Here is a 23,405-nt window from a genome sequence, read left to right on the forward strand (position 1 = left end):
AAAATGCCTGCCGGTCGGAAACTGCACCCAGGCTGCAATTCCCGCTGTCAGGCGCTGCTTCAGAGTTGGTATTCCTCAAACCTGGACGCATTCTCGCGAATGGCTTGCTCCACACTTGCCCGGTTGGCATCCATGGCCCGGCGCTTGATCAGCAGCTTTCTGGCGCGAATGTCCAGTTGTGACATGGGTTGATGAACCTGCCAGAACAGATAGTTGGTATTGAGTACCAACTTGATAAAGCGGATATGGCTGAGTACCACCACCAGCTCGTCATGGGTGTTCTGACTGACCGGCAAAATGTGCGAGTTGAAAGTTTTGCCACTGAGCGCTGAAAACTGCTTCAACAACGCCGCATCTTTTTCCAGCGCTGCAAGTCCCGCTTCAACCTGGGTCAGTTGCGAACGCGCGAGCAACGGCGCAGTCAATCGCCGCCATGCCTCCTGCACACTCCCGGAAAACGCCGTCTGGACCAGCACCACTGGCTGTTCCTCAAGACTCCAGCCAAACGACCAGAGGATGCCGGCAAAATGATCGAACCACTGCGCAGGCTGAGTACTGCTGTTATAAACGCCGTCCGCCTTGATCTGCGCGAGATAAATGCAGTGCTTCACAAAGTTGTTATCGGCCTCGGCCCGACCTTCCAGGCCGGTGAATAACATATTGTTAACGGCCACTGCGTTATTCTGACTTAAACGTGTATTGGAACTGATATCCATATCATCTCCTGCCAACTTGGCATTGATTATTTATCGATCTATTGCGCCAGACTTATTAAAAAACTGAACTGAAGCAAACTAACAAAAACAGCAGTTGAAAAATCCAATATTGCTCAACAACACATTTCCGCGCGGCTTTCAGCCCACCGCGACGACAGACCCGCGTCAGATGCCGGCCGCCGCGTTATCATGCCGCCCTTGAAGATCTACCCTGGATTAAAGGAACGGCATGACACCCTGGCTGACGGTTGTGGGAATCGGTGAAGACGGCTTCAAGGGCCTGGGCAAAAATGCCCGGCGCGCCCTGATGGGCGCCTCGCGGATCATCGGCGGCCAGCGGCAACTGGATTTGCTGCCGGTATGCATACGCGGTGAACGCGCGTTGTGGCCAAGCCCGTTTTCCCTCGCGCCGGTATTGGAGCAGCGCGGCGAAGCCGTGTGCGTGCTGGCCAGCGGTGATCCGATGTTCTACGGCGTCGGCGCCAGCCTTGCGCGGCAGGTGCCGAGTGCCGAGATGCTGATCCTGCCGGCGCCATCCTCCTGTTCGCTGGCCGCCGCCCGACTCGGCTGGCCGTTGCAGGATGTAGTGACACTGTCGCTGGTCGCGCGACCTTTGGCGGCACTCAATGCACAGCTGTTCAGCGGCGTACGCCTGTTGCTGCTGAGCAATGACCGGCAAAGTCCGGCGGCGGTCGCGGCGCTGCTGCGCGAGCGCGGATTTGGCGGCAGTCGCCTGAGTGTTCTGGAGCACCTGGGCGGCGACGCCGAGCGGCGCATCGACAGCACTGCCAATGACTGGAACGACCCGGCGATTGCCGATCTGAATGTGATCGCCATCGAATGCCTGGCCGATGCGCAGGCACCGCGCCTGTCGCGTCTGGCCGGACTGCCCGACTCGGCATTCCAGCACGACGGGCAACTGACCAAACGCGATGTCCGCGCCATCACCCTCGCCCGCCTTGCGCCGATCCCCGGCGAACTGCTGTGGGATGTCGGCGGCGGTTGCGGCTCGATCGGCATCGAATGGATGCGCGCGCACCCCAGCTGCCGTGCCATCGCCATCGAGGCGGACGAAGGCCGACAGGCCTTGATCGAACACAACCGCGACGCGTTGGGCGTACCCGGTCTGCACTTGGTGCGGGGCCGCGCACCACAGGCACTCGCCGGGCTGGAGCGACCCGACGCGATCTTCATAGGGGGCGGCGTGACCCGTGAAGGCGTGTTTGAAACCTGCTGGGAACAACTCAAGCCCGGTGGCCGACTGGTAGCCAACGCCGTGACCCTGCAAAGCGAAGTCACTCTGATGCACTGGCGCGAACGCCACGGCGGCGAACTGACCCGAATTCACGTGGCCCAGGCGCAACCGCTGGGCGAGTTCGACACTTGGCGTCAGGCGCTGCCGATTACCTTGCTCGATCTGGTCAAACCCCTCGATGCGTGACGAAACCGCCGAACAACCCGCGCCGCTGCGTAGCGGCCTGACCACTGGCAGCTGCGCCACCGCCACCAGCCTTGCCGCCGCGCGCCTGCTGCTCGACGGTACCTCGGCGGACGCGGTGCAGATCGTCCTGCCCAAGGGCAAGCAGGTGCAGATGCGCCTGGAGTTTTGCCGCTTGACCGCCGACGGCGCCGAGGCCGGAACGATCAAGGACGCCGGCGACGACCCCGACGTGACCCACGGTGCGCTGCTCTATTCACACGTGCGGCTGCTGGCCGTGCCGGGGATTCGCTTCATCGCGGGCACAGGTGTCGGCACCGTAACCCGGCCGGGGCTGGTGCTCGGCGTCGGTGAGCCGGCAATCAACCCGGTGCCGCGCAAGATGATCAGCGATCACTTGAGCCTGCTCGCCGCCGAACGCGGTTATGGCGGCGGCTTCGAGGTCACGGTCAATGTCGAGGGCGGCGAAGCGCTGGCGCTGAAAACCATGAATCCACGGCTGGGCATTCTCGGCGGTCTGTCGATTCTCGGCACCAGCGGTATCGTTCGGCCGTTTTCCTGTGCGGCGTACATCGCCTCGATCCATCAGGGCATCGACGTCGCCAAAACCAATGGTTACCTGCACATCGCTGCGTGCACCGGCAACGCCAGCGAAGACACCATGCGCCGGGTCTACGACTTGCCCGAAATCGCCTTGATCGAAATGGGCGACTTTGTCGGCGCGGTGCTCAAGCATCTGCGCAAAGTGCCTGTGGATAAACTCAGCCTGTGCGGCGGCTTCGGCAAGATCAGCAAACTGGCGGCCGGGCACATGGATCTGCACTCGCGCCATTCCAGCATCGACCTGCCGCAACTGGCCGAATGGGCGGCGGTGATTGGCGCCGATCAGGCGTTGCAACAGAGTATTCGTGAAGCAAACACCAGTCAGCAGGCCCTGGCGATGGCCAGTGCGGCAGGCATTGCCCTCGGCGATGAGGTCTGCCGCCACGCGCTGAATTTCGCCCGCAGCGTGGTGCCGGCGCAGGTTCAGGTCGAAGTGTTTGCGATTGATCGCCAGGGCGGCATTGTCGGCCACGCCGGAGGTTTTGCATGAAGCGCATTCTGTTACTGGGCGGCGTCACCGAAGCCCTGGCCATCGCCCGTACGTTGGGGCCAGAACACATCTACAGCCTCGCCGGCGTGGGCCGGGTGCCGACCGACCTGACCTGCCAGGTACGCGTCGGCGGCTACGGCGGGGCCGAAGGTCTGACGCAGTTCATTCGCGACGAAGGCATCGACCTGCTGCTCGACGCGACCCACCCCTACGCCGCGCAAATCAGCCACAATGCTGCCCGCGCCGCGCAACTGAGCGGCATCCCTTGCTGGGCCTTGCGCCGCCCTGCATGGCAGCCGCAACCGGGCGATGACTGGCGCGAAGTCAGCGACTGGGCCGAACTGACCGCAGCCCTCAAACCGTTCCGCCGCCCGCTGTTTACCCTCGGCCGCGAACCGCTGCAACACCTCGATGAAATCCCTGCCAGCCAGTTCTGGACCCTGCGCGCCCTCGACGTCTACCCCGGCAACGAACGCTGCGAAGTGATCGGCGCCCGTGGGCCATTTCTGCTTGAGGACGAACGCGCACTGTTCGAACGCCGGCAGATCGATGTCCTGATCAGCAAGAACAGCGGCAGCACCGCGACCGAGCCGAAGCTGGAAGTGGCGCGGGAGTTGCGAGTACCGGTGATGGTGTTGAAGCGGCCGGTGTTGCCGGGGGTTGATCGGGAGTTTGTGACGACGGCTGAAGTCTTCGCTGCCCTTGCCGCCTTCACCCGGCTTTAGCCAGTTGCAGATCCCGAATACGCCTTCGCGGGCAAGCCCGCTCCCACAGTGGTCGGCGGCAACCGCATAGTCTGTGTATGCCAGAAACCCAGTGGGAGCAGGCTTGCTCGCGAAGGCGTCGGATCTGGCGTTGCACATTTCCACCGCTACACTCATTTCCATTGATCTGCGACACCAAACCGCACGACGCCTTTTTACTTATCGGCCCTGATCAGGCTAAATAGCCCGCGCCTGATCGCCCACCCAACGGATCTGTCCCATGAACCGACACCGGCTAGCATTTGCCTGGATCGCCTGCTTTGCAGTGCTGTTCAACATGCTCGCCATGCCGATGACCGGGGCGCTGGCGCAGGCGGCCAATTCACCGGCCGAACAATTGCTGTGGAGCAGTTTCTGCACTGGCAGCGGGACGAAGATGGTGGCGATCAACATCGGCACCCCGCAGCAGAAAGCCCCGTCCAATGACAGCCATTCCAACATGCAGCATTGCTGGTGCTGCTCGGGTTCAGCGCCGCTGGTGGCGTTGCCGGGGCATGCGCCGCAGCTGTATTTTGCCCGTTACGAAAGCAATCGCAGCGTGGCGCCGCCCTCGTTGCAAACACCGACACCGCGCCAGCAATGGCCGAGCCTTAATCCGCGCGCCTCGCCTCTGGTTTGATTTGTTCTCGCAATTGACCTGCGTATCAAATCGTTCTGGAGAACTGCCATGTTGAACAAACTCTTCGTCATCGCTGCGCTGTTGCTGCCGGCGTGCTTCGCCCATGCCCACGAATACAAGGCCGGCGAGCTGGAAATCGCGCACCCGTGGTCGCAGGAGTTGCCGCCCAACGCGCCAACCGTCGCCGCTTATTTTGTGGTCAGTAACCCCGGCAAGACCGACGACCGCCTGCTCAGCGTCGACTCGCCGATCACTGACGAGGCTCAGTTGCACGAGCACGTGATGCAGGGCGATCTGATGAAAATGCAGCAAGTGCCCAACGTGGTGATCCCGGCCGGCGGCAAAGTGACGTTCGCGCCGATGGCCTATCACGTGATGCTGCTCAACCCGAAAGACCGCAACCTGCTCAGCGACGGCAAACGCTTCCCGCTGACCCTGCATTTCGAAAAGGCCGGCAACGTTACCGTCGAAGTCGCGGTGCAGAAGAAACCACCGGAAACCAAGGCACACGATCACGCCCAGTAACCGATCCGGCTGACCACGCCCGTGCGCCCGCAACGCGCCGGGGCGTCCAGCAAGCATCGCCAGAGCCAGGCTCTGACCTGCGGTAGCTGGATCGCCCTGTTCGCCATGTTGATGATCTTCATCGGCCCGCTGATTTCTCAGTCGATGCCGATGGATCAGCACGCCTCGAGTTCCATGCCGATGAGCATGGACATGGCCATGCCGGGTATGGATCACGCCGCGCACGGCGCACAACCGGCTGCCGAACACTGTCCGCCGCAATCATCGCACCACGCCCTGTGGGAAAAGTGTGGTTATTGCAGCCTGCTGTTCAATTGCCCGGCGCTGACCGGTGGCGGCACGTTCGCCACATTCAGCATCGCCCACGTCAACACCTTCGTCCCATCCTCCCCGCGTCTGGGCCATGCCCGGCAGACCGTCTTCCCTGGCGCCCGCACCCGCGCCCCGCCCGTCACAGCGTAAACACCGCACCTTTGATTGCACACGGTTGAGAAGACAGCTTCAGGCTGCCGGCCGTGTCGTTTACGACTGTTTGATGGAAATTGTCATGTCCAGGTTTTCTGTTGTTCCACGTTTGAGCACTGCTCAGGCGTCTTTCGCCTTGAACGAATCGCGGATTCGTTTCTCGCACGCTACCGCCGTCCTTTGCGGCGTCCTGCTGTCGCCGCTGGTGCTGGCCGATGACCACGCCGGGCACAACGAAGAACTGAGCCCGACGGTGATCACCGCGATCGCCCCCAGTTCGCCATTGACCATCGTCACCAACCCCAAGGACCCGCGCCAACCGGTGCCGGCCAGCGACGGCGGCGATTACCTGAAGACCATTCCCGGCTTCGCCCTGGTGCGCAACGGCGGCACTAATGGCGACCCGGTGCTGCGCGGCATGTTCGGTTCGCGGCTGAACATTCTCACCAACGGCAGCATGCTGCTCGGCGCCTGCCCGGGGCGGATGGACGCGCCGACCTCCTACATCTCACCGGAAACCTACGACAAACTCACGGTGATCAAAGGCCCGCAAACCGTACTCTGGGGCCCGGGCGCATCGGCCGGCACGATCCTCTTCGACCGTGAGCCGGAAAGCTTCGGCGAACTCGGCACGCGGGTGAATGCCAGCGTGCTGGCCGGCTCCAACGGACGCTTCGACAAGGTCGTCGACGCCGCTGCCGGCGGACCATTGGGCTACGTGCGGGTGATCGGCAACACCGCGCACTCCGACGACTACCGCGATGGCAACAACGACAGCGTGCCGTCGCGCTACGACAAGTGGAACGGTGACATCGCCGTCGGCTGGACCCCGGACGCAGACACCCTGATCGAACTCACCGCCGGCAAGGGCGATGGCGAAGCGCGCTACGCCGGACGCGGCATGGACGGTTCGCAGTTCCTGCGCGAAAGCCTCGGCCTGCGCTTCGAAAAATCCAACATCACTGACGTGCTGGAGAAACTCGAAGCACAGGTCTACTACAACTACGCCGACCACGTGATGGACAACTACACCCTGCGCACACCGTCCGGCACCGGGATGATGGCCGGGCCCATGGCGTCCAACGTCGACCGTCGGACCCTCGGCGCGCGGATCAAGGCAACCTGGCGCTGGGCCGACATCCAGCTGATCACCGGCCTCGATGCGCAGACCAATGAACACCGTCAACGCAGCGGCATGGGCATCGACACCTACAAGGATCAGCCGTACACCAAGGACGCCGATTTCCATAACTACGGCGTGTTCAGCGAAATGACCTGGTACGCCGCCGACCGTGACCGACTGATCACCGGCGCCCGAATCGACCGTGCCTCGGCCAAGGATTACCGGCAGAGTATTGGCTCGGGGATGATGAGCCGCCCCAACCCGACCGCCGACGAGACCCGCGCCGACACCCTGCCCAGCGGTTTCGTGCGCTACGAGCATGACCTGACCGACACACCGGCCACGCTGTACGCCGGCCTCGGTCACGCGCAGCGCTTTCCGGATTACTGGGAGCTGTTTTCACCGAAGTCCGGCCCGGCCGGTTCACTGAATGCGTTCGACTCGATCAAGCCGGAGAAGACCACCCAGTTCGACTTTGGCGTGAACTACAAGACCGCCGAACTCGAAGCCTGGGCCTCGGGCTACGTCGGTGTGGTGCGCGACTACATCCTGTTCGACTACACGCCAACGATGATGGGCATGAGTACTTCGCGCGCGGAAAACATCGACGCACGGATCATGGGTGGCGAACTCGGCGCCGCCTACAAACTCACCGATAACTGGAAAGCCGACGCGACCCTGGCGTACGCCTGGGGCAAGAACAGCAGCGATGGCAAGGCCCTGCCGCAAATGCCGCCACTGGATGCCCGCTTCGGCCTGACCTACAGCGAAGACAACTGGAGCGCCGGGGCGCTGTGGCGCGTGGTCGCGGCGCAAAACCGCATCGACCAGAACAAAGGCAACGTGGTCGGCAAGGACTACGACAAGAGCGGCGGCTTTGGCGTGTTCTCGCTCAACGGCGCCTACCGGATCAACAAGAACTGGAAGGTCAGCACCGGCGTCGACAACCTGTTCGGCAAGGCTTACGCCGAGCACCTGAACCTGGCGGGCAACGCCGGTTTCGGCTACCCGGCCAACGACCCGCAAGCGATCAACGAGCCGGGGCGCACGCTCTGGACCAAGGTCGATATGAGTTTCTGACAGTCAAATCCCACCCTGTGGGAGCGAGCTTGCTCGCGAAGGGGACGGCACGTTCAGCATAGATGCAGCCTGATACGACGCCTTCGCGAGCAAGCTCGCTCCCACAAGGGTTGCAGAACAACTAAAAGATCCAAGCCAAGCGGAGCAAACGTGATGCAAAAGCCCAAACCGAATTTCTACAACCTGGCCTGGCGCTGGCATTTCTATGCCGGATTATTCGTCGCGCCATTCATGGTGATGCTGGCCCTGACCGGCATCGTCTACCTGTTCAAACCGCAACTCGATTCACTGATGTACAGCAGCCTGCTCAACGTCCCGGCCGGGCATCACACGGTGCCGGCCGATGACCTGCTGCAACGGGTCAAGAGCGCTTATCCACAGGGTCAGATCAGCCAATACCTGCCGCCGGCCAACGCCGAACGCAGCGCTCAGTTTGTCGTGAAGAATGAGGGTCATGAACTCAATGTGTTCATCGATCCGTACCACGGCGACATCCTCGGCGAGCAGGATGCGAAGAAAAATCTGCAAGCCGTCGCCCGCGCCATTCACGGCGAATTGATGATCGGCACGCTCGGTGACCGCTTGATCGAACTCGCCGCCGGTTGGGGCGTGGTGCTGGTGGTATCGGGGGTTTTTCTGTGGTGGCCGCGCGGGCAGGCCGCCGGGATTCTGTGGCCACGGCTGAACAGTCGCGGTCGGGTGTTGTGGCGTGATCTGCACGCGGTTACCGGATTCTGGGGCGCCGCATTGTTGCTGGTGATGCTGCTCAGCGGCATGACCTGGACCGGCTTCTGGGGCAAGCAATATGCGCAGGTGTGGAACGTGTTCCCGGCCGCGATGTGGAACAACGTGCCGACCTCCGACGTCGAGGCCGGCAGCCTCAATAACGCCGCGCGCCAAACCGTGCCATGGGCGATGGAAAACACGCCGATGCCGATGTCCGGTGACCATGCCGAGCACATGGCCCACGGCGGCATGCAACACGGTCCCGCCGCGCCCGCGATCAGCCTGCAAGACGTGCAGAACATCGCCATTGAGCGCAAGGTCGAACCCGGCTACAGCATCACCCTGCCGACCACCGCGACCGGCGTGTTCACCATTGCCGTGTTCGCCGACGACCCGCGTAACGATGCGACCCTGCATGTCGATCAGTACACCGGCAAGGTCCTCGCCGATGTGCGTTTCGAGCAGTACGGCGCGGTGGCACGGGCCACGGAAATCGGTGTGATGCTGCATGAGGGCAAGATGTTCGGCACCTTCAACCAGATCGTCGTGCTGCTGATCTGCCTGATGATTCTGCTCAGCGCCGTCAGCGGTGTGGTGATCTGGTGGAAGCGTCGTCCGCAAGGCAAGTTCGGCGTGCCGCCGCTGCGCCATGACCTGCCGAAATGGAAAACCGGGGTGGCGATCATACTGGTGCTGGCCGTGATCTTTCCGCTAGTGGGCGCTTCGCTGGTGCTGGTCTGGCTGCTGGATCGCCTGCTGTTGTCGCGTCTGGGCCGCCAAGCTGAATCTGCCTCAACTTCATCGTGAAGCAGGCGAGATGCGCGTTTCAGACAGATCTTTAAACTGCCGGGGTTTAAACTCCGGCAGATTTTAGTGTTACTGTATAACGCAAATATGCCGCTCTGCCCGCGATCAAAAGTTGCGGGCTTTCTTTTGAAGAAGTGGTTCACCGCCCCGATGAACAAGTACCTCTTGTCCAGCCTCTGCCTGTTCGCCCTGAACAACGCCAACGCCGACAGCCAGCCGTTGACGCTGCCCGCGGGCACCATCACCGCGCCTGCGCTTGACGAAGAAAATGTCAGCCTGACCACGCCGACCTCCGCCGGTTCGCGCCTGAACCTGACGGCCCTGGAAACCCCGGCCAGCGTCGAAAGCCTCAGCGGCGAACAGGTGCGCGCCCGTGGTGACAGCAGCGTGCAGGACGCCGTGTCGCGCAGCACCGGCATCAGCCGCACCGGCACCCCGGGCGATGGCGGCACGTCGTTGCAGGCGCGCGGTTTTACCGGGCAGAGTTCGGTGATGCAGTTGTATGACGGCAACCGGATGTACACCGGCATGGGCACCGTGACCTTTCCGGTCGACACCTGGTCGGTGCAGCGCGTCGACGTGCTGCGCGGCCCGGCCTCGGTGCTGTACGGCGAGGGCGCGACCGGGGCGGTGGTCAACGTGATTGCGAAGAAACCGTTCGAGGGCGACATCGAAAACCACTTGCGCCTCGGCTACGGCTCCTACGACCGTCAGCAGCAGGCATTCGACAGCGGCGGTTCGCTGAGCGACACCCTGAGCTATCGGCTCAATCTCAATCGCCTGCGCAGCAACGGCTGGATTGATCGCGGTGATTCATCAAGCGATTTCATCAGCGCTGCGCTGCGCTGGCAGGCAAGCGATGATCTGGCCTTCACCCTCGCCCACGATTACGGCGATCAGCGCCCGCAGAACGACTTCGGCACGCCGTTGATCAACGGCCAATTAAAAGACAGCCTGCGCAACAAGAACTACAACGTGCGCGACGACCAGCAGCACTACAACGATCAGTGGACGCGCCTGACCACGGATTGGCAGATCAACGATGCCGTCAGTGCCAGCAACGAGCTGTATTACCTCAAGGCCCGGCGCCGCTGGCAGAACGCCGAGAACTACAACTTCGACACCGCCACGCAACAGCTCAGCCGCAGCGGCTACTTCGGCATCGGCCACCAACAGGAACAGGTCGGTGACCGCCAGACCTTCACCTTCAAACACTCGCTGTTCGGCCTCGACAGCCAGACCGTGACTGGCGTCGATTACAACCGCATCCGTTTCCAGCTCAACAGCAACTCGCCGTTCAACGATGTGTTGCCCAACGGTCAGCCCTTGGATCTGTATCACCCGCAACCGGGCTATTTCGAAAGCGCCAACCCGTACCGCGACCAGTTCGACAGCACCACCAAACAGATGTCAGTGTTCGGCGAAAACCGCACACAACTCAGCGAGCGCTGGTCGCTGGTGACCGGCGTGCGCCGTGACTATGTACAGGTGGATCGCAACAACCTGGTCGACGACAGCCAGAGCGACAAGACCCTGACCGGCAATAACTGGAAGGCTGGACTGGTGTTTGCCCTGACGCCCGAGACTTCGTTTTACGCTCAGGTCGCGACCAGCACCGACGGCATTGGTGGCCTGATATCCCTGAGCCCGAGTCAGCAGCAATACGACCTGTCCACGGCACGCCAGACCGAGGTCGGCATGAAGCAGTTGTTCTGGGATCAACGCGGCGAGTTCACCCTGGCGGCCTATCGCATCGTCAAAAAGAAGCTGCTGACCGACGATCCGGGTAACCCGACGCTCAAGCAGCAAGTCGGTCAGCAATCGTCCAACGGTCTTGAAGCCAGCCTCGACCTGCAACTGCCGCACGCCTGGCAACTGCAGGCCAACGCCGCCATCGTCAAGGCCAAGTACGATGACTTCTCCGAAGTGGTCAACGGACAGACGCTGTCGTACAACGGCAATCGTCCGGTGGATGTACCGCGTCAAACTGCCAATCTGTGGCTCAATAAAAACCTCAGCGATGATCTGAAGGCTGGCGCCGGCGTGCGTTATGTCGACGCGCGCTACGCCGACATGGCCAACCGCAACGAGCTGCCCAGTTACACCGTGGTCGATGCGACGCTGTCGTGGCAAGCCTTGCGCAACACCACGCTGGGCCTGCAGCTGAACAATCTGTTTGACCGCCGGTACGCACAAAGCCAATACAATGACGGCCAGCAATGGATCCTCGGCGAGCCGAGATCGTTTTTCGTCACGGCGGATTACACCTTTTGATTCACCGGCCCCTTCGCGAGCAAGCTCGCTCCCACATTGAAATGCGATCCACTGTGGGAGCGGGCTTGCTCGCGAAGGCGTCATCAGCAACACCCGATATTTCAGAGTAAAAGCATGACCTCACTGACCCTCGCCAACCTTGCCTGGACACCTCTGGGCCACGGCCACTGCCATCACCAGTTCCAGCTGCGTGATGCCTCGTTGCAGGTGGCCGCCGGTGAGTTTGTCGGGCTGATCGGCCCCAACGGCAGCGGCAAGACCAGCCTGCTGCGCTGCGCCTATCGCTTCAGTCAGCCGGAAAGCGGCGAGGTCAGACTCGATCACCACAACGTGTGGAAGCAATCCTCGCGCTGGTGCGCACAACGCATCGCCGTGGTTCTGCAGGAATTCCCCGATGCCTTTGGCCTGACCGTCGAAGAAGTGGTCGCCATGGGTCGCACGCCGCACAAAGGCCTGTTCGATGGCGACACGCTGGAAGATCGCAATCTGGCGACGCAAGCGCTCAAATCCGTCGGCCTCGACGGCTTCGAAGACCACGCGTTCGCCACCCTGTCCGGCGGTGAGAAGCAGCGGGTGATCCTTGCCCGCGCCCTGACCCAGCAACCGCAACTGTTGATCCTCGACGAGCCGACCAACCACCTCGACCCGCGTTATCAGCTCGAACTGCTGCAACTGGTCAAACGTCTGCAGATCGGCACCCTCGCCAGCATCCACGACCTGAACCTGGCCGCCGCGTTCTGCGACCGGCTGTACGTGATCAATCACGGCCGGATCGTCGCCAGCGGCACGCCGCCAGAAGTACTGACCACCGAGTTGCTGCGCGACGTGTTCGGCGTCGAGGCGTTGATCGACTCCCACCCCCTCCACGGCTACCCGCGAATCACCTGGATAACCCGACCATGACTGTGCGTTCCCTGCTTTGCGTCGCTCTTCTATTGTGCAGTGCCCAGGCCTTGGCCGAAGCCACCAAATACCCGCTGACCGTCCATAGCTGCAACCGCGAAGTGACCTTCAACGAGGCGCCGAAGCACGCGGTCAGCCACGACATCAACATGACTCAGATGATGCTCGCCCTCGGCCTCAAACCGCGCATGGCCGGCTACAGCGGCGTCAGCGGCTGGAAGTCGGTGACGCCCCAGATGCAGTCGCTGCTCGACGGCTTGCCGGAGCTGGCCGCGAAATATCCGTCGGTGGAAACCCTGCTCAACGCCAACGTCGACTTTTTCTTCGCCGGCTGGGATTACGGCATGCGCGTCGGCGGTGATCTCACCCCGCAGACCCTGCAACCGCTGGGCATCAACGTGTATGAGCTGACCGAGTCCTGCGCCTTCGTGATGAAGCGCCCGGCGGCGACGCTGGATGACACCTACAACGACCTGCGCAATCTCGGGAAGATTTTCGACGTACAGGATCGCGCCAACGCACTGATCGCCGACATGCAGAATCAAGTCGCCGAGATCCGCAGAGACCTGCCCGCCGACAAGCCGCGCGTGTTCCTCTACGACAGCGGCGAGGACCGCGCCATGACTTCCGGGCGTCTCGGCATGCCGCAGGCGCTGATCGACGCGGCGGGTGGGCGCAACATTCTCGATGACGTCGACGCGAGCTGGACCCGGGTCAACTGGGAGACCGTGGTCGAACGCAATCCGCAGGTGATCGTGATCGTCGACTACAGCGAAATCACTGCCGAGCAGAAGATCGAATTTCTGCTGAACAACCCGGCGCTGCAATCGGTGGACGCGATCAAGAACCAGCGTTTCATCGTCATCCCTTACGTGCAGGCCACACCGGGCATCGATAACGTGCTGGCGGTGGAAACCCTGGCCAAAGGATTCCACGGCGAATGATCGACCGGCGCTACGCCCTTTTGCTCACCGCCCTCGGTGCCCTGTTGCTGGTGTCGTGCGTGGTCTCGCTCGGTTTTGGTCCGGCGCGGGTGCCAGTGGAGGTGGTGTGGCGGATTCTGCTGCACAAGACCTTCGGTTTCGGCGAGGTGAGCTGGAGCGCCGGGCAGGAGCACATCGTCTGGCTGATCCGCGTGCCGCGCATGCTGCTCGGGGCGTTGGTCGGTGCCGGGCTGGCGTTGATCGGCGCGGTGCTGCAAGCAGTGACGCGTAATCCACTGGCCGATCCGCACCTGCTCGGCGTCACCTCCGGTGCGACCCTCGGCGCAGTGATCGTGGTGCTGCACATTGGTGAAATCGTTGGCCTGTTGACCTTGCCGATTGCCGCCTTCATGGGTGCATTGCTGAGCATGTTTCTGGTATTGGGCATCGCCAATCGGCAGGGTCGACTCGACAGCGACCGCTTGCTGCTGTGCGGCGTGGCGGTGTCGTTCGTGATGATGGCGATCGCCAACCTGCTGTTGTTCATGGGCGACCATCGCGCCAGCTCGGCGGTGATGTTCTGGATGCTCGGCGGCCTTGGCCTGGCGCGTTGGGAGCTGCTGGCGATACCCGCGCTGAGCGTGCTGCTCGGCCTCGGTCTGCTGCTGGGCATGGCCCGCCCGTTGAACGCACTGATGGCTGGCGAGCAGACCGCCGTGACCCTCGGCCTGAATGCCCGGGCGGTGCGTTTGCGGGTGTTTGTGATCGCCTCGTTGATGACCGGAGTGCTGGTGTCGATCAGTGGCTCGATCGGCTTTGTCGGACTGATGGTGCCGCACATTGCCCGGCGTCTGGTGGGTGCCGAACATCGCCGTCTGCTGCCGGCCTGCGTACTGCTCGGCAGCCTGTTTCTGGTGTGGGTCGATGTGGCCGCGCGAACCCTGATCGCGCCGGAAGACCTGCCCATCGGCGTTGCCACCGCGGCCATCGGCGGCCTGTTCTTCATCGGCCTGATGCGCCGCCGCTGACACAACACCGATCAAAAACTGTAGGAGCTGCCGCAGGCTGCGATCTCTTGATCTTGCTTTTGATCATTGAAAATCAAAGTCAAAAGATCGCAGCCTTCGGCAGCTCCTACAGGAATTGTGGGCGCCCCAATCTGGCGCGGCCGCCTGCACCAACGCTCTCTCCGCGTCCCTTCATGGTGCGCACCGCCCACGCGCAACCGCTCTAAACCGACATTTTCCTGCCCGATCCCGACCGGGCACAGCCCTTGCAAAACACCCTTCAGTCGTCCGCATCTGCCAACCATAAAAAACTTTAACGTTCATGGAGATCGCACAATGAAGCGTCGCAGTTTGATCAAGGCTTTCACACTCACGGCATCCATTGCCGCGATGGGCATGACCTGGACTGTCCAGGCCGCCGAGACCATCAAGGTGGGGATTCTGCATTCGTTGTCCGGGACCATGGCGATTTCCGAAACGTCGCTCAAGGACATGGCGCTGATGACCATCGACGAGATCAATGCCAAGGGCGGGGTGAACGGCAAGATGCTCGAACCGGTGGTGGTCGACCCGGCGTCGAACTGGCCGCTGTTCGCCGAGAAAGGCCGGCAGTTGCTGACTCAGGACAAGGTCGCGGTGGTGTTCGGCTGCTGGACCTCGGTGTCGCGCAAATCGGTGCTGCCGGTGTTCGAAGAACTCAACGGCCTGCTGTTCTATCCGGTGCAATACGAAGGCGAAGAGATGTCGCCGAACGTGTTTTACACCGGCGCCGCGCCGAACCAGCAAGCCATCCCGGCCGTTGAATACCTGATGAGCGAAGAAGGTGGCAGCGCCAAGCGCTTCTTCCTGCTCGGCACCGACTACGTCTACCCGCGCACCACCAACAAGATCCTGCGCTCGTTCCTGCACTCCAAAGGCGTGGCCGACAAGGACATCGAAGAGGTCTACACCCCGTTCGGTCACAGCGACTATCAAACCATCGTCGCCAACATCAAGAAATTCTCCGCCGGCGGCAAGACCGCTGTGATCTCCACGGTCAACGGCGACTCCAACGTGCCGTTCTATAAAGAGCTGGCCAACCAGGGGCTGAAGGCGACCGACGTACCGGTGGTGGCGTTCTCCGTGGGTGAAGAAGAACTGCGCGGCATCGACACCAAACCGCTGGTGGGCAACCTCGCGGCGTGGAACTACTTCGAGTCCGTGGAGAACCCGGTGAACAAAAAGTTCGTCGCTGACTGGAAGGCTTACGCCAAGAAACACAACCTGCCGGGCGCCGACAAAGCGGTGACCAACGACCCGATGGAAGCCACTTACGTCGGCATCCACATGTGGGCGCAGGCGGCGGAGAAAGCCAAGTCCACCGACGTCGACAAAGTCCGCGAAGCACTGGCTGGCCAGACCTTCGCCGCGCCGTCCGGTTACACCCTGACCATGGACAAGACCAATCACCACCTGCACAAGCCAGTGATGATCGGCGAGATCCAGAACGACGGTCAGTTCAACGTCGTGTGGCAGACCGAAGGCCCGATCCGTGCGCAGCCGTGGAGTCCGTTTATCGATGGCAACGACAAGAAACCGGATTATGCGGTGAAGAGCAACTGAGGCGGATTCAATCTTTGAGGCGGGCTTGAGATCTACCCCCTCACCCCAGCCCTCTCCCCCTAGGGGTAGAGGGGGAAAGGGAGCCGATCTTCGTGCTTTTCAAAGTGTGAGCTCGGCTCGAATTCGCAGGTCGCAACACATCGTCCTGACACCTCGGTCAGTCCCCTCTCCCTCCGGGAGAGGGTTAGGGTGAGGGGCGGTTGAACAGGACACCACTAATGCCCACTGCCATATACCGCTTATTTCTGGCCCTGGCACTGCTGTTGCCGATGACTGCCTTTGCCAACGACGCCGAAGACTTCGTCGCCGCCAACCCGGTGCAACAGGCCAAACTGCTGGAAGCCTGGGCCGCGCAGCCCGAGCCGGCGCGTGTCGAGCTGATCAACGCCCTGCAACAAGGCGAATTGATCATCGACGGCCAGCCCAAAACCCTGCGCCTGAATAACCGCCTGCGGGGTCTGATCGACACCGCTCTGGCCAGCCACCAATTGCTCGCCGCCGACGCCAAAACCCGTCTGACTGCCGCGCAGCAATTGCAGAAAAGCGCGAAACCCGCGCAGCTGAAATTCCTCGACCAGCAACTGGCTGGCGAAAAAGATGAAAGCGTCCACGCCGCCCTGAGCCTTGCGCTGGCCAACCTGCAACTGGTGGACAGCGACCCGGCGGTGCGTCTGGCCGCCGTGCGCCTGCTCGGCGAAACCGGCGATCCGCTGGCCCGCACCCGCTTGGAAGGACTGCTCGAACCCGGCGTCGAAAGCGATGCCGGTGTACGTACCGCCGCCGAAACCAGCCTCGCGCAGGTCAAGCGCAAACTGCTGATCGGCGAAGTACTCGGTCAAGCGTTCAGCGGCATGTCGCTCGGCTCGATTCTGCTGCTCGCGGCCCTCGGTCTGGCGATCACCTTCGGCCTGCTCGGGGTGATCAACATGGCCCACGGCGAGATGCTGATGCTCGGCGCCTACTCGACCTACGTGGTGCAGTTGCTGTTCCAGCGCTACGCGCCACAGGCGATCGAGTTCTATCCACTGATTGCGTTGCCTGTAGCGTTCTTCGTCACCGCAGCAATCGGCATGGCGCTAGAGCGCACGGTGATTCGTCATCTCTACGGCCGACCGCTGGAAACCCTGCTCGCCACTTGGGGCATCAGCCTGATGCTGATCCAGTTGGTGCGCCTGCTGTTCGGTGCGCAGAACGTTGAAGTGGCGAACCCGGCGTGGCTGTCCGGCGGCATTCAGGTGCTGCCGAATCTGGTGCTGCCGTACAACCGCATCGTGATCATCGCCTTCGCCTTGTTCGTGGTGGTGCTGACCTGGCTGCTGCTGAACAAGACCCGCCTCGGTCTCAACGTGCGAGCGGTCACGCAGAACCGCAACATGGCCGCCTGCTGCGGCGTGCCCACCGGGCGCGTCGACATGCTCGCCTTTGGCCTCGGCTCGGGCATCGCCGGCCTCGGTGGCGTGGCGCTGAGCCAGATCGGCAACGTCGGCCCGGACCTCGGCCAGAGCTACATCATCGACTCGTTCCTGGTGGTGGTGCTCGGTGGCGTCGGCCAACTCGCCGGCAGCGTACTGGCGGCGTTCGGCCTGGGCATCGCCAACAAGATTCTCGAACCGCAGATCGGTGCGGTGCTCGGCAAGATCCTGATCCTCGCGCTGATCATTCTGTTCATCCAGAAACGTCCGCAAGGCCTCTTCGCACTGAAAGGACGGGTGATCGACTGATGAATCAGCCTCTACTTGTCACGGCCACGCAAAAAGCCGGCCCGAAACTCACCCTCGCCATCGGCGCGGTGATCCTCGCTCTGTTGATCGCCCTGCCGTTGCTCTCATTGTTGCCAGCGGACAGCGCGCTGCACGTCTCGGCCTACACCCTGACGCTGGTTGGCAAAATCCTCTGCTACGCCATCGTTGCGCTGGCGCTGGATCTGGTCTGGGGTTACGCCGGGCTGCTGTCGCTGGGCCACGGGCTGTTCTTCGCCCTCGGCGGTTATGCGATGGGCATGTACCTGATGCGCCAGGCCGCCGGTGACGGCTTGCCGGCGTTCATGACCTTTCTGTCGTGGACCGAATTGCCGTGGTACTGGAGCGGCACCAGCAGTTTTATCTGGTCGATGTGTCTGGTGGTGCTGGCGCCAGGTCTGCTGGCGCTGGTGTTCGGTTTCTTTGCCTTCCGCTCGCGGATCAAGGGCGTGTATTTCTCGATCATGACCCAGGCCCTGACTTTCGCCGGCATGCTCCTGTTTTTCCGCAACGAGACCGGCTTCGGCGGTAACAACGGCTTCACCAACTTCCGCACGATTCTCGGCTTCGGCATCACTGAACCGGGCACCCGCGCGGTGCTGTTTCTGGCCACCGTGCTGTTGCTGGTGGCGAGTCTGTTCATCGGCTGGCGTCTGGCGCAGAGCAAGTTCGGCCGGGTGCTGACCGCGCTGCGCGATGCGGAAAACCGCCTGATGTTCTGCGGCTACGACCCACGCGGTTTCAAGCTGTTTGTCTGGGTCTTGAGCGCGGTGCTGTGCGGTCTGGCCGGGGCGTTGTACGTGCCGCAGGTGGGGATCATCAACCCCAGCGAAATGTCGCCGACCAATTCGATCGAAGCGGCGGTGTGGGTCGCCCTTGGCGGACGCGGAACCTTGATCGGGCCGCTGCTCGGCGCCGGTGTGGTCAACGGCATGAAGAGCTGGTTCACCGTGGCGTTCCCCGAATACTGGCTGTTCTTCCTCGGCGCGCTGTTCATCGTCGTGACGTTGTATTTGCCCAAAGGTGTGATCGGCCTGCTGAAGAAACGAGGTGAACAATGAGAGTCACAGCGAGTGCTGAATTCATGCTCGAACCGGCGTTTTTCCCAGTAGAACCGAACAAGGACGAAGGCACCAGCCGCGACTCGATCGGCCTCGGCCAACGCGTCGGCCCGGGCCTCGACACCCGCCACGGCACGATCCTGACCCTGGAAGATATCAGCGTCAGCTTCGACGGCTTTCGCGCGCTGAACAATCTGAACCTGTACATCGGCGTCGGCGAACTACGCTGCATCATCGGCCCCAACGGCGCGGGCAAGACCACGCTGATGGACGTGATCACCGGCAAGACCCGCCCCAGTCACGGCAAAGCCTGGTTCGGCGAAACCCTCGACCTGACGCAGATGAGCGAAGTACAGATTGCCCAGGCCGGCATCGGTCGCAAGTTCCAGAAACCCACAGTGTTCGAAGCGCTCAGCGTGTTCGAGAACCTGGAACTGGCGCAGAAAACCGACAAGTCGGTCTGGGCCAGTTTGCGCGCACGCTTGAGCGGTGAGCAGCGCGATCGCATCAGCGAAGTGCTGGAGACCATCCGCCTGACTACCTCGGTCAATCGCCCGGCGGGCCTGCTGTCACACGGGCAGAAGCAGTTTCTGGAGATCGGCATGCTGCTGATGCAAGACCCGCAACTGCTGCTGCTCGACGAACCGGTGGCGGGCATGACCGATGCCGAAACCGAATTCACCGCCGAGCTGTTCAAGTCGCTGGCCGGCAAGCATTCGCTGATGGTGGTAGAGCACGACATGGGCTTCGTCGGCTCGATTGCCGACCATGTGACGGTGCTGCATCAGGGCAGCGTGCTGGCGGAAGGGTCGCTGGAACAGGTGCAGGAAAACGAGCGGGTGATCGAGGTCTACCTCGGCCGCTGATGATTGCGAATACAAAACCTGTGGGAGCTGGCTTGCCAGCGATGAAGGCGGTCTATCCAACATTGAAGTTGATTGACACACCGCCATCGCTGGCAAGCCAGCTCCCACAGGGTTCTGTGTGCAACAGAAGGAATTTGAACATGCTGCAAGTCGACAAGCTGCATCAGTACTACGGCGGTAGCCACATCCTTCGTGGCCTCTCATTCGACGTAAAAGTCGGCGAAGTCACCTGCCTGCTCGGGCGCAACGGCGTGGGCAAGACCACCCTGCTCAAATGCCTGATGGGCCTGTTGCCGGCCAAGGAAGGCGTGGTGAATTGGGAGGGCAAACCGATCACCACGCTCAAGCCGCACCAGCGCGTGCACGCCGGGATCGCCTATGTGCCACAGGGCCGGGAAATCTTCGGCCGGCTCACGGTGGAAGAGAATCTGCTGATGGGTTTGTCGCGGTTTCCCGGCAGCGAAGCGAAAGAAGTACCAAGTTTCATCTACGAATTGTTCCCGGTGCTGCTACAAATGAAGCAGCGCCGCGGCGGTGACCTGTCCGGCGGTCAGCAACAGCAGCTGGCTATCGGTCGCGCCCTGGCCAGTCGTCCGCGTTTGCTGATCCTCGACGAACCCACCGAAGGCATCCAGCCCTCGGTGATCAAGGAGATCGGCGCGGTGATCAAAAAGCTCGCGGCCCGAGGCGACATGGCGATTTTGCTGGTGGAGCAGTTCTACGATTTCGCTGCGGAGCTGGCCGATCAGTACCTGGTGATGTCCCGGGGCGAAATCGTGCAGCAGGGTCGCGGTGAAAATATGGAGGCCGAGGGTGTACGAGGTCTGGTAACAATTTAATCTGTAGCTTCCTAACGATAATCACAAACCATGAACTTACCGCTTCCCACTGCCCTGTTTACCCCGAGCTGGCACGCCGAGCTGGAACTGGCCTACGCCCGCTTCGGTGACTGCACGCGCCCGGTCAAGCGCCGGCATCTGGGACCGCTGCGGGTGCAGAAGCACCTGTACGCCGAAGGCCCCGAGGTCTGCCAACACATCATCGTCCACCCGCCGGGCGGGATCGCCGGCGGTGACCGGCTGAACATCAGCGCCCGCGTCGAAGCAGACGCCTGGGCGCAGATCACCAGCCCCGGCGCCGCCAAGTGGTATCGCGCGGCAGGGCCGGCGTATCAACAGCTCGATCTGCAAGTCGCGGCCGGCGCGACGCTGGAGTGGCTGCCGCAGGAAACCATCGTCTACAGCGCCGCTCAGGCTGAACTCACCACCTTGATCGAACTGGAGGGCGATGCGCGGCTGTTCTACTGGGACGTGGTGGCGCTGGGCCGACCGGCCAGTGGCGAGCGCTTCGACCTCGGACACTTTCAAGCGCATCTGGACATCCGCCGCGACGGGCGATTGCTCTGGCACGAGCGTCAACGCATCACCGGCAATGACGGCTTGCTCGATTCGCCGATCGGTCTGGATGGCAATCCGGTGTTTGCGACGCTGCTGGTGACCGGTGAAATCGACGCCGAACTGCTGGAGCGGTGTCGCTCGCTGGGGCATGCAGTGCGCGGTGATCTGACCCAGTTGCCGGGGCTTTTGGTTGCCCGTTGCCTGGCGAGCGAGGCACTGCTGGCCCGCGCCTGGCTGATCGACCTGTGGCGCCTGCTGCGCCCGGCCCTGCTCGGCCGCGAGGCGGTATCACCGAGAATCTGGAGCACTTGAAAAGCCACCCTCACCCCCCGCCCTCTCCCGGAGGGAGAAGGAGCCTGACCAGGTTGTCTGGAAGGAAATTTGCATTCTCGAAAAATATTGACTGACTGGACCGGCCTCGACAAACGACCGAGATCAGTCCCCTCTCCCTCCGGGAGAGGGCTAGGGTGAGGGATGGCTCTAACTGGCCCCCACGCCCGCAAGAACCTCACAAAACTGCCCTGATGGATACCCGCAATGGACCTGACCCCACGCGAAAAAGACAAGTTGCTGATCTTCACCGCCGGCCTCGTCGCCGAACGCCGACTGGCCCGTGGCGTTAAGCTCAACTACCCGGAAGCCATGGCCTATATCTCGGCCGCCCTGCTCGAAGGCGCCCGTGACGGCCAGACCGTGGCCGAGCTGATGCACTACGGCACCACCCTGTTGGGCCGCGAGCAAGTGATGGAAGGCATTCCGGAAATGATCCCGGAGATCCAGGTCGAAGCGACGTTCCCCGACGGCACCAAACTGGTCACCGTCCACCAACCGATCGTTTGAGGACTCGCCATGACCTACACCATTCGCGATGCCCTGCACGCCGACCTGCCGGCGATCCGTGACATCTACAACGACGCGGTGCTCAACACCACGGCGATCTGGAACGAGTCGGCGGTCGACCTCGGCAACCGCCAGGCGTGGTTCAGCGCCCGTCAGGCCCAGGCCTATCCGATTCTGGTGATCGTCGACGCCGACAACGTGGTGCTCGGCTACGCTTCCTTTGGCGACTGGCGGCCGTTCGACGGTTTCCGCCATACCGTCGAGCACTCGGTCTACGTCCGAAGCGACCAGCGCGGCAATGGCCTTGGCCCGCAACTGATGACGGCTTTGATCGAGCGGGCCAAAGCCTGCGACAAGCATGTGATGGTCGCCGCCATCGAAAGTGGCAATGCCGCTTCCATTCGTCTGCATGAACGCGCCGGTTTCAGCATCACCGGACAGATGCCGCAAGTCGGCACCAAGTTCGGCCGCTGGCTCGACCTGACTTTCATGCAACTGACCCTCAATCCTGGCGCCCAGCCGCCGGTCGCCAACAAGGAGTGACACGCGATGAACCCCGCCCAACTGCGACGCGTCAATGCGGAAAGTTTTGCGCACTATCGTCAGGGCCTGATTGATCTGCTGCTCGACGCCGTGGGTTATGGCGCCAGCGTCGGCTTCATGGCCGATCTCGATGCCGCGCAGGCACGCGCCTATTTCGATGAAGTGCAGCAACACGTGAACAAGGGCAGCGTGTTGCTCTGGGTGGTGGTCAAGGATGAAGAGGTGCAGGCCAGCGTGCAGTTGGGCCTGTGCCAGAAGGCCAACGGCCTCAATCGCGCCGAAGTGCAGAAGCTGCTGGTGCGCGAACAGGCACGGCGACGCGGTCTCGGCCAGCAGTTGATGAATGCGCTGGAGATCGAAGCGGCCAAACACAAGCGCGGCATGCTCTACCTCGACACCGAGGCTGGCTCGCCCGCCGAAGAGTTCTACAAGGCCCTGGGTTACACCCGTGCCGGTGAAATTCCCGATTACGCCTGCGACCCGCACGGTACCTATCGCCCGACTGCCCTCTACTACAAGATTCTGCAAGGAGCCCGGCCATGATTCCCGGCCAGTACCAGATCCAGCCCGGCGACATCGAACTGAATGTCGGCCGCCGCACCCTCAGCCTGAAAGTCGCCAACAGCGGCGACCGACCGATTCAGGTCGGTTCGCACTATCACTTTTTCGAAACCAACGATGCGCTGACCTTTGACCGCGCCGCCAGCCGTGGCATGCGCCTGAACATCCCCGCAGGCACCGCCGTGCGCTTCGAGCCGGGGCAAAGCCGTGAGGTCGAGCTGGTGGAGTACGCCGGGCATCGGCGGGTGTTCGGCTTTGCCGGGCGGGTGATGGGTGATCTCGACTGACATGCGCACAATCCTGTGGCGAGGGAGCTTGCTCCCGCTCGAGTGC

23 protein-coding genes are annotated in these 23,405 nt (G+C 62.3%); 22 read left to right on the plus strand and 1 reads right to left on the minus strand.

The features are described from left to right. Window positions 1-59: 59 nt before the first annotated feature. Complete coding sequence (locus B1722_RS23195) at window positions 60-716, minus strand: hypothetical protein (RefSeq protein WP_041068172.1); 657 nt, start codon at window positions 714-716, stop codon at window positions 60-62. A 229-nt stretch (window positions 717-945) separates the two neighbouring features. On the opposite strand from B1722_RS23195, the gene cbiE reads away from it, so the two are divergent. The 22 genes from cbiE (at window position 946) to B1722_RS23305 (ending at window position 23,359) form a co-directional block, all read left to right on the plus strand. Further along, a complete protein-coding gene (gene cbiE, locus B1722_RS23200) occupies window positions 946-2,157 on the plus strand; it encodes a precorrin-6y C5,15-methyltransferase (decarboxylating) subunit CbiE (RefSeq protein ID WP_086794482.1) in 1,212 nt (403 codons plus the stop codon). Then, window positions 2,150-3,247 (plus strand): cobalt-precorrin-5B (C(1))-methyltransferase, encoded by a 1,098-nt coding sequence (locus tag B1722_RS23205; protein WP_041068176.1) that lies wholly within the window; start codon window positions 2,150-2,152, stop codon window positions 3,245-3,247. The genes cbiE and B1722_RS23205 overlap by 8 nt, the downstream gene beginning before the upstream one ends. Continuing rightward, window positions 3,244-3,972, plus strand: coding sequence for a cobalt-precorrin-6A reductase (locus B1722_RS23210; protein WP_086794484.1), 729 nt, complete (start codon window positions 3,244-3,246; stop codon window positions 3,970-3,972). The genes B1722_RS23205 and B1722_RS23210 overlap by 4 nt, the downstream gene beginning before the upstream one ends. A gap of 259 nt (window positions 3,973-4,231) precedes the next feature. Next, window positions 4,232-4,630: a DUF2946 domain-containing protein gene (locus B1722_RS23215; protein WP_041068180.1), complete on the plus strand. Its 399-nt coding sequence runs from the start codon at window positions 4,232-4,234 to the stop codon at window positions 4,628-4,630. Window positions 4,631-4,678: 48 nt separating this feature from the next. Further along, entirely contained in the window at window positions 4,679-5,155 is a 477-nt protein-coding gene (locus tag B1722_RS23220) for a copper chaperone PCu(A)C (RefSeq protein ID WP_041068182.1), read from the plus strand. 21 nt (window positions 5,156-5,176) lie between these two features. After that, on the plus strand, window positions 5,177-5,617 hold the full coding sequence (locus B1722_RS23225; protein WP_086794486.1) for a DUF2946 domain-containing protein: 441 nt from the start codon (window positions 5,177-5,179) through the stop codon (window positions 5,615-5,617). Window positions 5,618-5,702: 85 nt separating this feature from the next. Further along, a complete protein-coding gene (locus tag B1722_RS23230) occupies window positions 5,703-7,823 on the plus strand; it encodes a TonB-dependent copper receptor (protein WP_086794489.1) in 2,121 nt (706 codons plus the stop codon). Between the two features lie 153 nt (window positions 7,824-7,976). Beyond that, complete coding sequence (locus B1722_RS23235; RefSeq protein WP_086794491.1) at window positions 7,977-9,356, plus strand: PepSY domain-containing protein; 1,380 nt, start codon at window positions 7,977-7,979, stop codon at window positions 9,354-9,356. Window positions 9,357-9,506: 150 nt separating this feature from the next. Continuing rightward, window positions 9,507-11,630 carry a TonB-dependent siderophore receptor gene (locus B1722_RS23240; RefSeq protein WP_086794493.1) on the plus strand — a complete coding sequence of 708 codons (2,124 nt, stop codon included), beginning with the start codon at window positions 9,507-9,509 and terminating at the stop codon, window positions 11,628-11,630. A 114-nt stretch (window positions 11,631-11,744) separates the two neighbouring features. Beyond that, on the plus strand, window positions 11,745-12,533 hold the full coding sequence (locus tag B1722_RS23245; RefSeq protein WP_086794495.1) for an ABC transporter ATP-binding protein: 789 nt from the start codon (window positions 11,745-11,747) through the stop codon (window positions 12,531-12,533). Continuing rightward, on the plus strand, window positions 12,530-13,477 hold the full coding sequence (locus B1722_RS23250; RefSeq protein ID WP_086794497.1) for an ABC transporter substrate-binding protein: 948 nt from the start codon (window positions 12,530-12,532) through the stop codon (window positions 13,475-13,477). The genes B1722_RS23245 and B1722_RS23250 overlap by 4 nt, the downstream gene beginning before the upstream one ends. Then, a complete protein-coding gene (locus B1722_RS23255) occupies window positions 13,474-14,484 on the plus strand; it encodes an iron ABC transporter permease (RefSeq protein ID WP_041068196.1) in 1,011 nt (336 codons plus the stop codon). The genes B1722_RS23250 and B1722_RS23255 overlap by 4 nt, the downstream gene beginning before the upstream one ends. Before the next feature lie 315 nt (window positions 14,485-14,799). Continuing rightward, window positions 14,800-16,065 carry an urea ABC transporter substrate-binding protein gene (gene urtA / locus B1722_RS23260; protein ID WP_027613564.1) on the plus strand — a complete coding sequence of 422 codons (1,266 nt, stop codon included), beginning with the start codon at window positions 14,800-14,802 and terminating at the stop codon, window positions 16,063-16,065. 218 nt (window positions 16,066-16,283) lie between these two features. Then, a complete protein-coding gene (gene urtB / locus B1722_RS23265; protein ID WP_086794499.1) occupies window positions 16,284-17,786 on the plus strand; it encodes an urea ABC transporter permease subunit UrtB in 1,503 nt (500 codons plus the stop codon). Then, window positions 17,786-18,865 (plus strand): urea ABC transporter permease subunit UrtC, encoded by a 1,080-nt coding sequence (gene urtC / locus B1722_RS23270; RefSeq protein WP_041068203.1) that lies wholly within the window; start codon window positions 17,786-17,788, stop codon window positions 18,863-18,865. The genes urtB and urtC overlap by 1 nt, the downstream gene beginning before the upstream one ends. Continuing rightward, entirely contained in the window at window positions 18,862-19,731 is an 870-nt protein-coding gene (gene urtD / locus B1722_RS23275) for an urea ABC transporter ATP-binding protein UrtD (protein ID WP_086794501.1), read from the plus strand. The genes urtC and urtD overlap by 4 nt, the downstream gene beginning before the upstream one ends. A gap of 140 nt (window positions 19,732-19,871) precedes the next feature. Continuing rightward, window positions 19,872-20,570 carry an urea ABC transporter ATP-binding subunit UrtE gene (gene urtE, locus B1722_RS23280; RefSeq protein WP_086794502.1) on the plus strand — a complete coding sequence of 233 codons (699 nt, stop codon included), beginning with the start codon at window positions 19,872-19,874 and terminating at the stop codon, window positions 20,568-20,570. Window positions 20,571-20,600: 30 nt separating this feature from the next. Continuing rightward, window positions 20,601-21,440 (plus strand): urease accessory protein UreD, encoded by an 840-nt coding sequence (locus B1722_RS23285; protein WP_086794504.1) that lies wholly within the window; start codon window positions 20,601-20,603, stop codon window positions 21,438-21,440. A gap of 225 nt (window positions 21,441-21,665) precedes the next feature. Continuing rightward, on the plus strand, window positions 21,666-21,968 hold the full coding sequence (gene ureA, locus B1722_RS23290; RefSeq protein WP_041065549.1) for an urease subunit gamma: 303 nt from the start codon (window positions 21,666-21,668) through the stop codon (window positions 21,966-21,968). Between the two features lie 9 nt (window positions 21,969-21,977). Continuing rightward, window positions 21,978-22,511, plus strand: coding sequence for a GNAT family N-acetyltransferase (locus B1722_RS23295; RefSeq protein WP_041065554.1), 534 nt, complete (start codon window positions 21,978-21,980; stop codon window positions 22,509-22,511). A gap of 6 nt (window positions 22,512-22,517) precedes the next feature. Beyond that, the gene (locus B1722_RS23300; protein ID WP_041065556.1) at window positions 22,518-23,054 is read left to right on the plus strand and encodes a GNAT family N-acetyltransferase; all 537 of its coding nucleotides are present in this window, start codon (window positions 22,518-22,520) and stop codon (window positions 23,052-23,054) included. Next, window positions 23,051-23,359: an urease subunit beta gene (locus B1722_RS23305; protein ID WP_007966984.1), complete on the plus strand. Its 309-nt coding sequence runs from the start codon at window positions 23,051-23,053 to the stop codon at window positions 23,357-23,359. The genes B1722_RS23300 and B1722_RS23305 overlap by 4 nt, the downstream gene beginning before the upstream one ends. Window positions 23,360-23,405 lie beyond the last annotated feature (46 nt).

The organism is Pseudomonas sp. SCPG-7, assembly GCF_002156405.1.
In the GTDB taxonomy this organism is placed as follows: Bacteria; Pseudomonadota; Gammaproteobacteria; order Pseudomonadales; family Pseudomonadaceae; genus Aquipseudomonas; species Aquipseudomonas parakoreensis.

What these genes read in the sequence shown, in the direction of transcription:
- B1722_RS23285 (WP_086794504.1), top strand. Translation starts at nt 20,601, where the DNA reads ATGAACTTACCGCTTCCCACTGCCCTGTTTACCCCGAGCTGGCACGCC.
- B1722_RS23250 (WP_086794497.1), top strand. Translation starts at nt 12,530, where the DNA reads ATGACTGTGCGTTCCCTGCTTTGCGTCGCTCTTCTATTGTGCAGTGCC.
- B1722_RS23255 (WP_041068196.1), top strand. Translation starts at nt 13,474, where the DNA reads ATGATCGACCGGCGCTACGCCCTTTTGCTCACCGCCCTCGGTGCCCTG.
- B1722_RS23210 (WP_086794484.1), top strand. Translation starts at nt 3,244, where the DNA reads ATGAAGCGCATTCTGTTACTGGGCGGCGTCACCGAAGCCCTGGCCATC.
- B1722_RS23235 (WP_086794491.1), top strand. Translation starts at nt 7,977, where the DNA reads ATGCAAAAGCCCAAACCGAATTTCTACAACCTGGCCTGGCGCTGGCAT.
- cbiE (WP_086794482.1), top strand. Translation starts at nt 946, where the DNA reads ATGACACCCTGGCTGACGGTTGTGGGAATCGGTGAAGACGGCTTCAAG.
- urtB (WP_086794499.1), top strand. Translation starts at nt 16,284, where the DNA reads ATGCCCACTGCCATATACCGCTTATTTCTGGCCCTGGCACTGCTGTTG.
- B1722_RS23300 (WP_041065556.1), top strand. Translation starts at nt 22,518, where the DNA reads ATGAACCCCGCCCAACTGCGACGCGTCAATGCGGAAAGTTTTGCGCAC.
- urtC (WP_041068203.1), top strand. Translation starts at nt 17,786, where the DNA reads ATGAATCAGCCTCTACTTGTCACGGCCACGCAAAAAGCCGGCCCGAAA.
- B1722_RS23240 (WP_086794493.1), top strand. Translation starts at nt 9,507, where the DNA reads ATGAACAAGTACCTCTTGTCCAGCCTCTGCCTGTTCGCCCTGAACAAC.
- B1722_RS23305 (WP_007966984.1), top strand. Translation starts at nt 23,051, where the DNA reads ATGATTCCCGGCCAGTACCAGATCCAGCCCGGCGACATCGAACTGAAT.
- B1722_RS23220 (WP_041068182.1), top strand. Translation starts at nt 4,679, where the DNA reads ATGTTGAACAAACTCTTCGTCATCGCTGCGCTGTTGCTGCCGGCGTGC.
- urtA (WP_027613564.1), top strand. Translation starts at nt 14,800, where the DNA reads ATGAAGCGTCGCAGTTTGATCAAGGCTTTCACACTCACGGCATCCATT.
- urtD (WP_086794501.1), top strand. Translation starts at nt 18,862, where the DNA reads ATGAGAGTCACAGCGAGTGCTGAATTCATGCTCGAACCGGCGTTTTTC.
- B1722_RS23230 (WP_086794489.1), top strand. Translation starts at nt 5,703, where the DNA reads ATGTCCAGGTTTTCTGTTGTTCCACGTTTGAGCACTGCTCAGGCGTCT.
- B1722_RS23195 (WP_041068172.1), bottom strand. Translation starts at nt 716, where the DNA reads ATGGATATCAGTTCCAATACACGTTTAAGTCAGAATAACGCAGTGGCC.
- ureA (WP_041065549.1), top strand. Translation starts at nt 21,666, where the DNA reads ATGGACCTGACCCCACGCGAAAAAGACAAGTTGCTGATCTTCACCGCC.
- B1722_RS23245 (WP_086794495.1), top strand. Translation starts at nt 11,745, where the DNA reads ATGACCTCACTGACCCTCGCCAACCTTGCCTGGACACCTCTGGGCCAC.
- B1722_RS23295 (WP_041065554.1), top strand. Translation starts at nt 21,978, where the DNA reads ATGACCTACACCATTCGCGATGCCCTGCACGCCGACCTGCCGGCGATC.
- B1722_RS23205 (WP_041068176.1), top strand. Translation starts at nt 2,150, where the DNA reads ATGCGTGACGAAACCGCCGAACAACCCGCGCCGCTGCGTAGCGGCCTG.
- urtE (WP_086794502.1), top strand. Translation starts at nt 19,872, where the DNA reads ATGCTGCAAGTCGACAAGCTGCATCAGTACTACGGCGGTAGCCACATC.
- B1722_RS23215 (WP_041068180.1), top strand. Translation starts at nt 4,232, where the DNA reads ATGAACCGACACCGGCTAGCATTTGCCTGGATCGCCTGCTTTGCAGTG.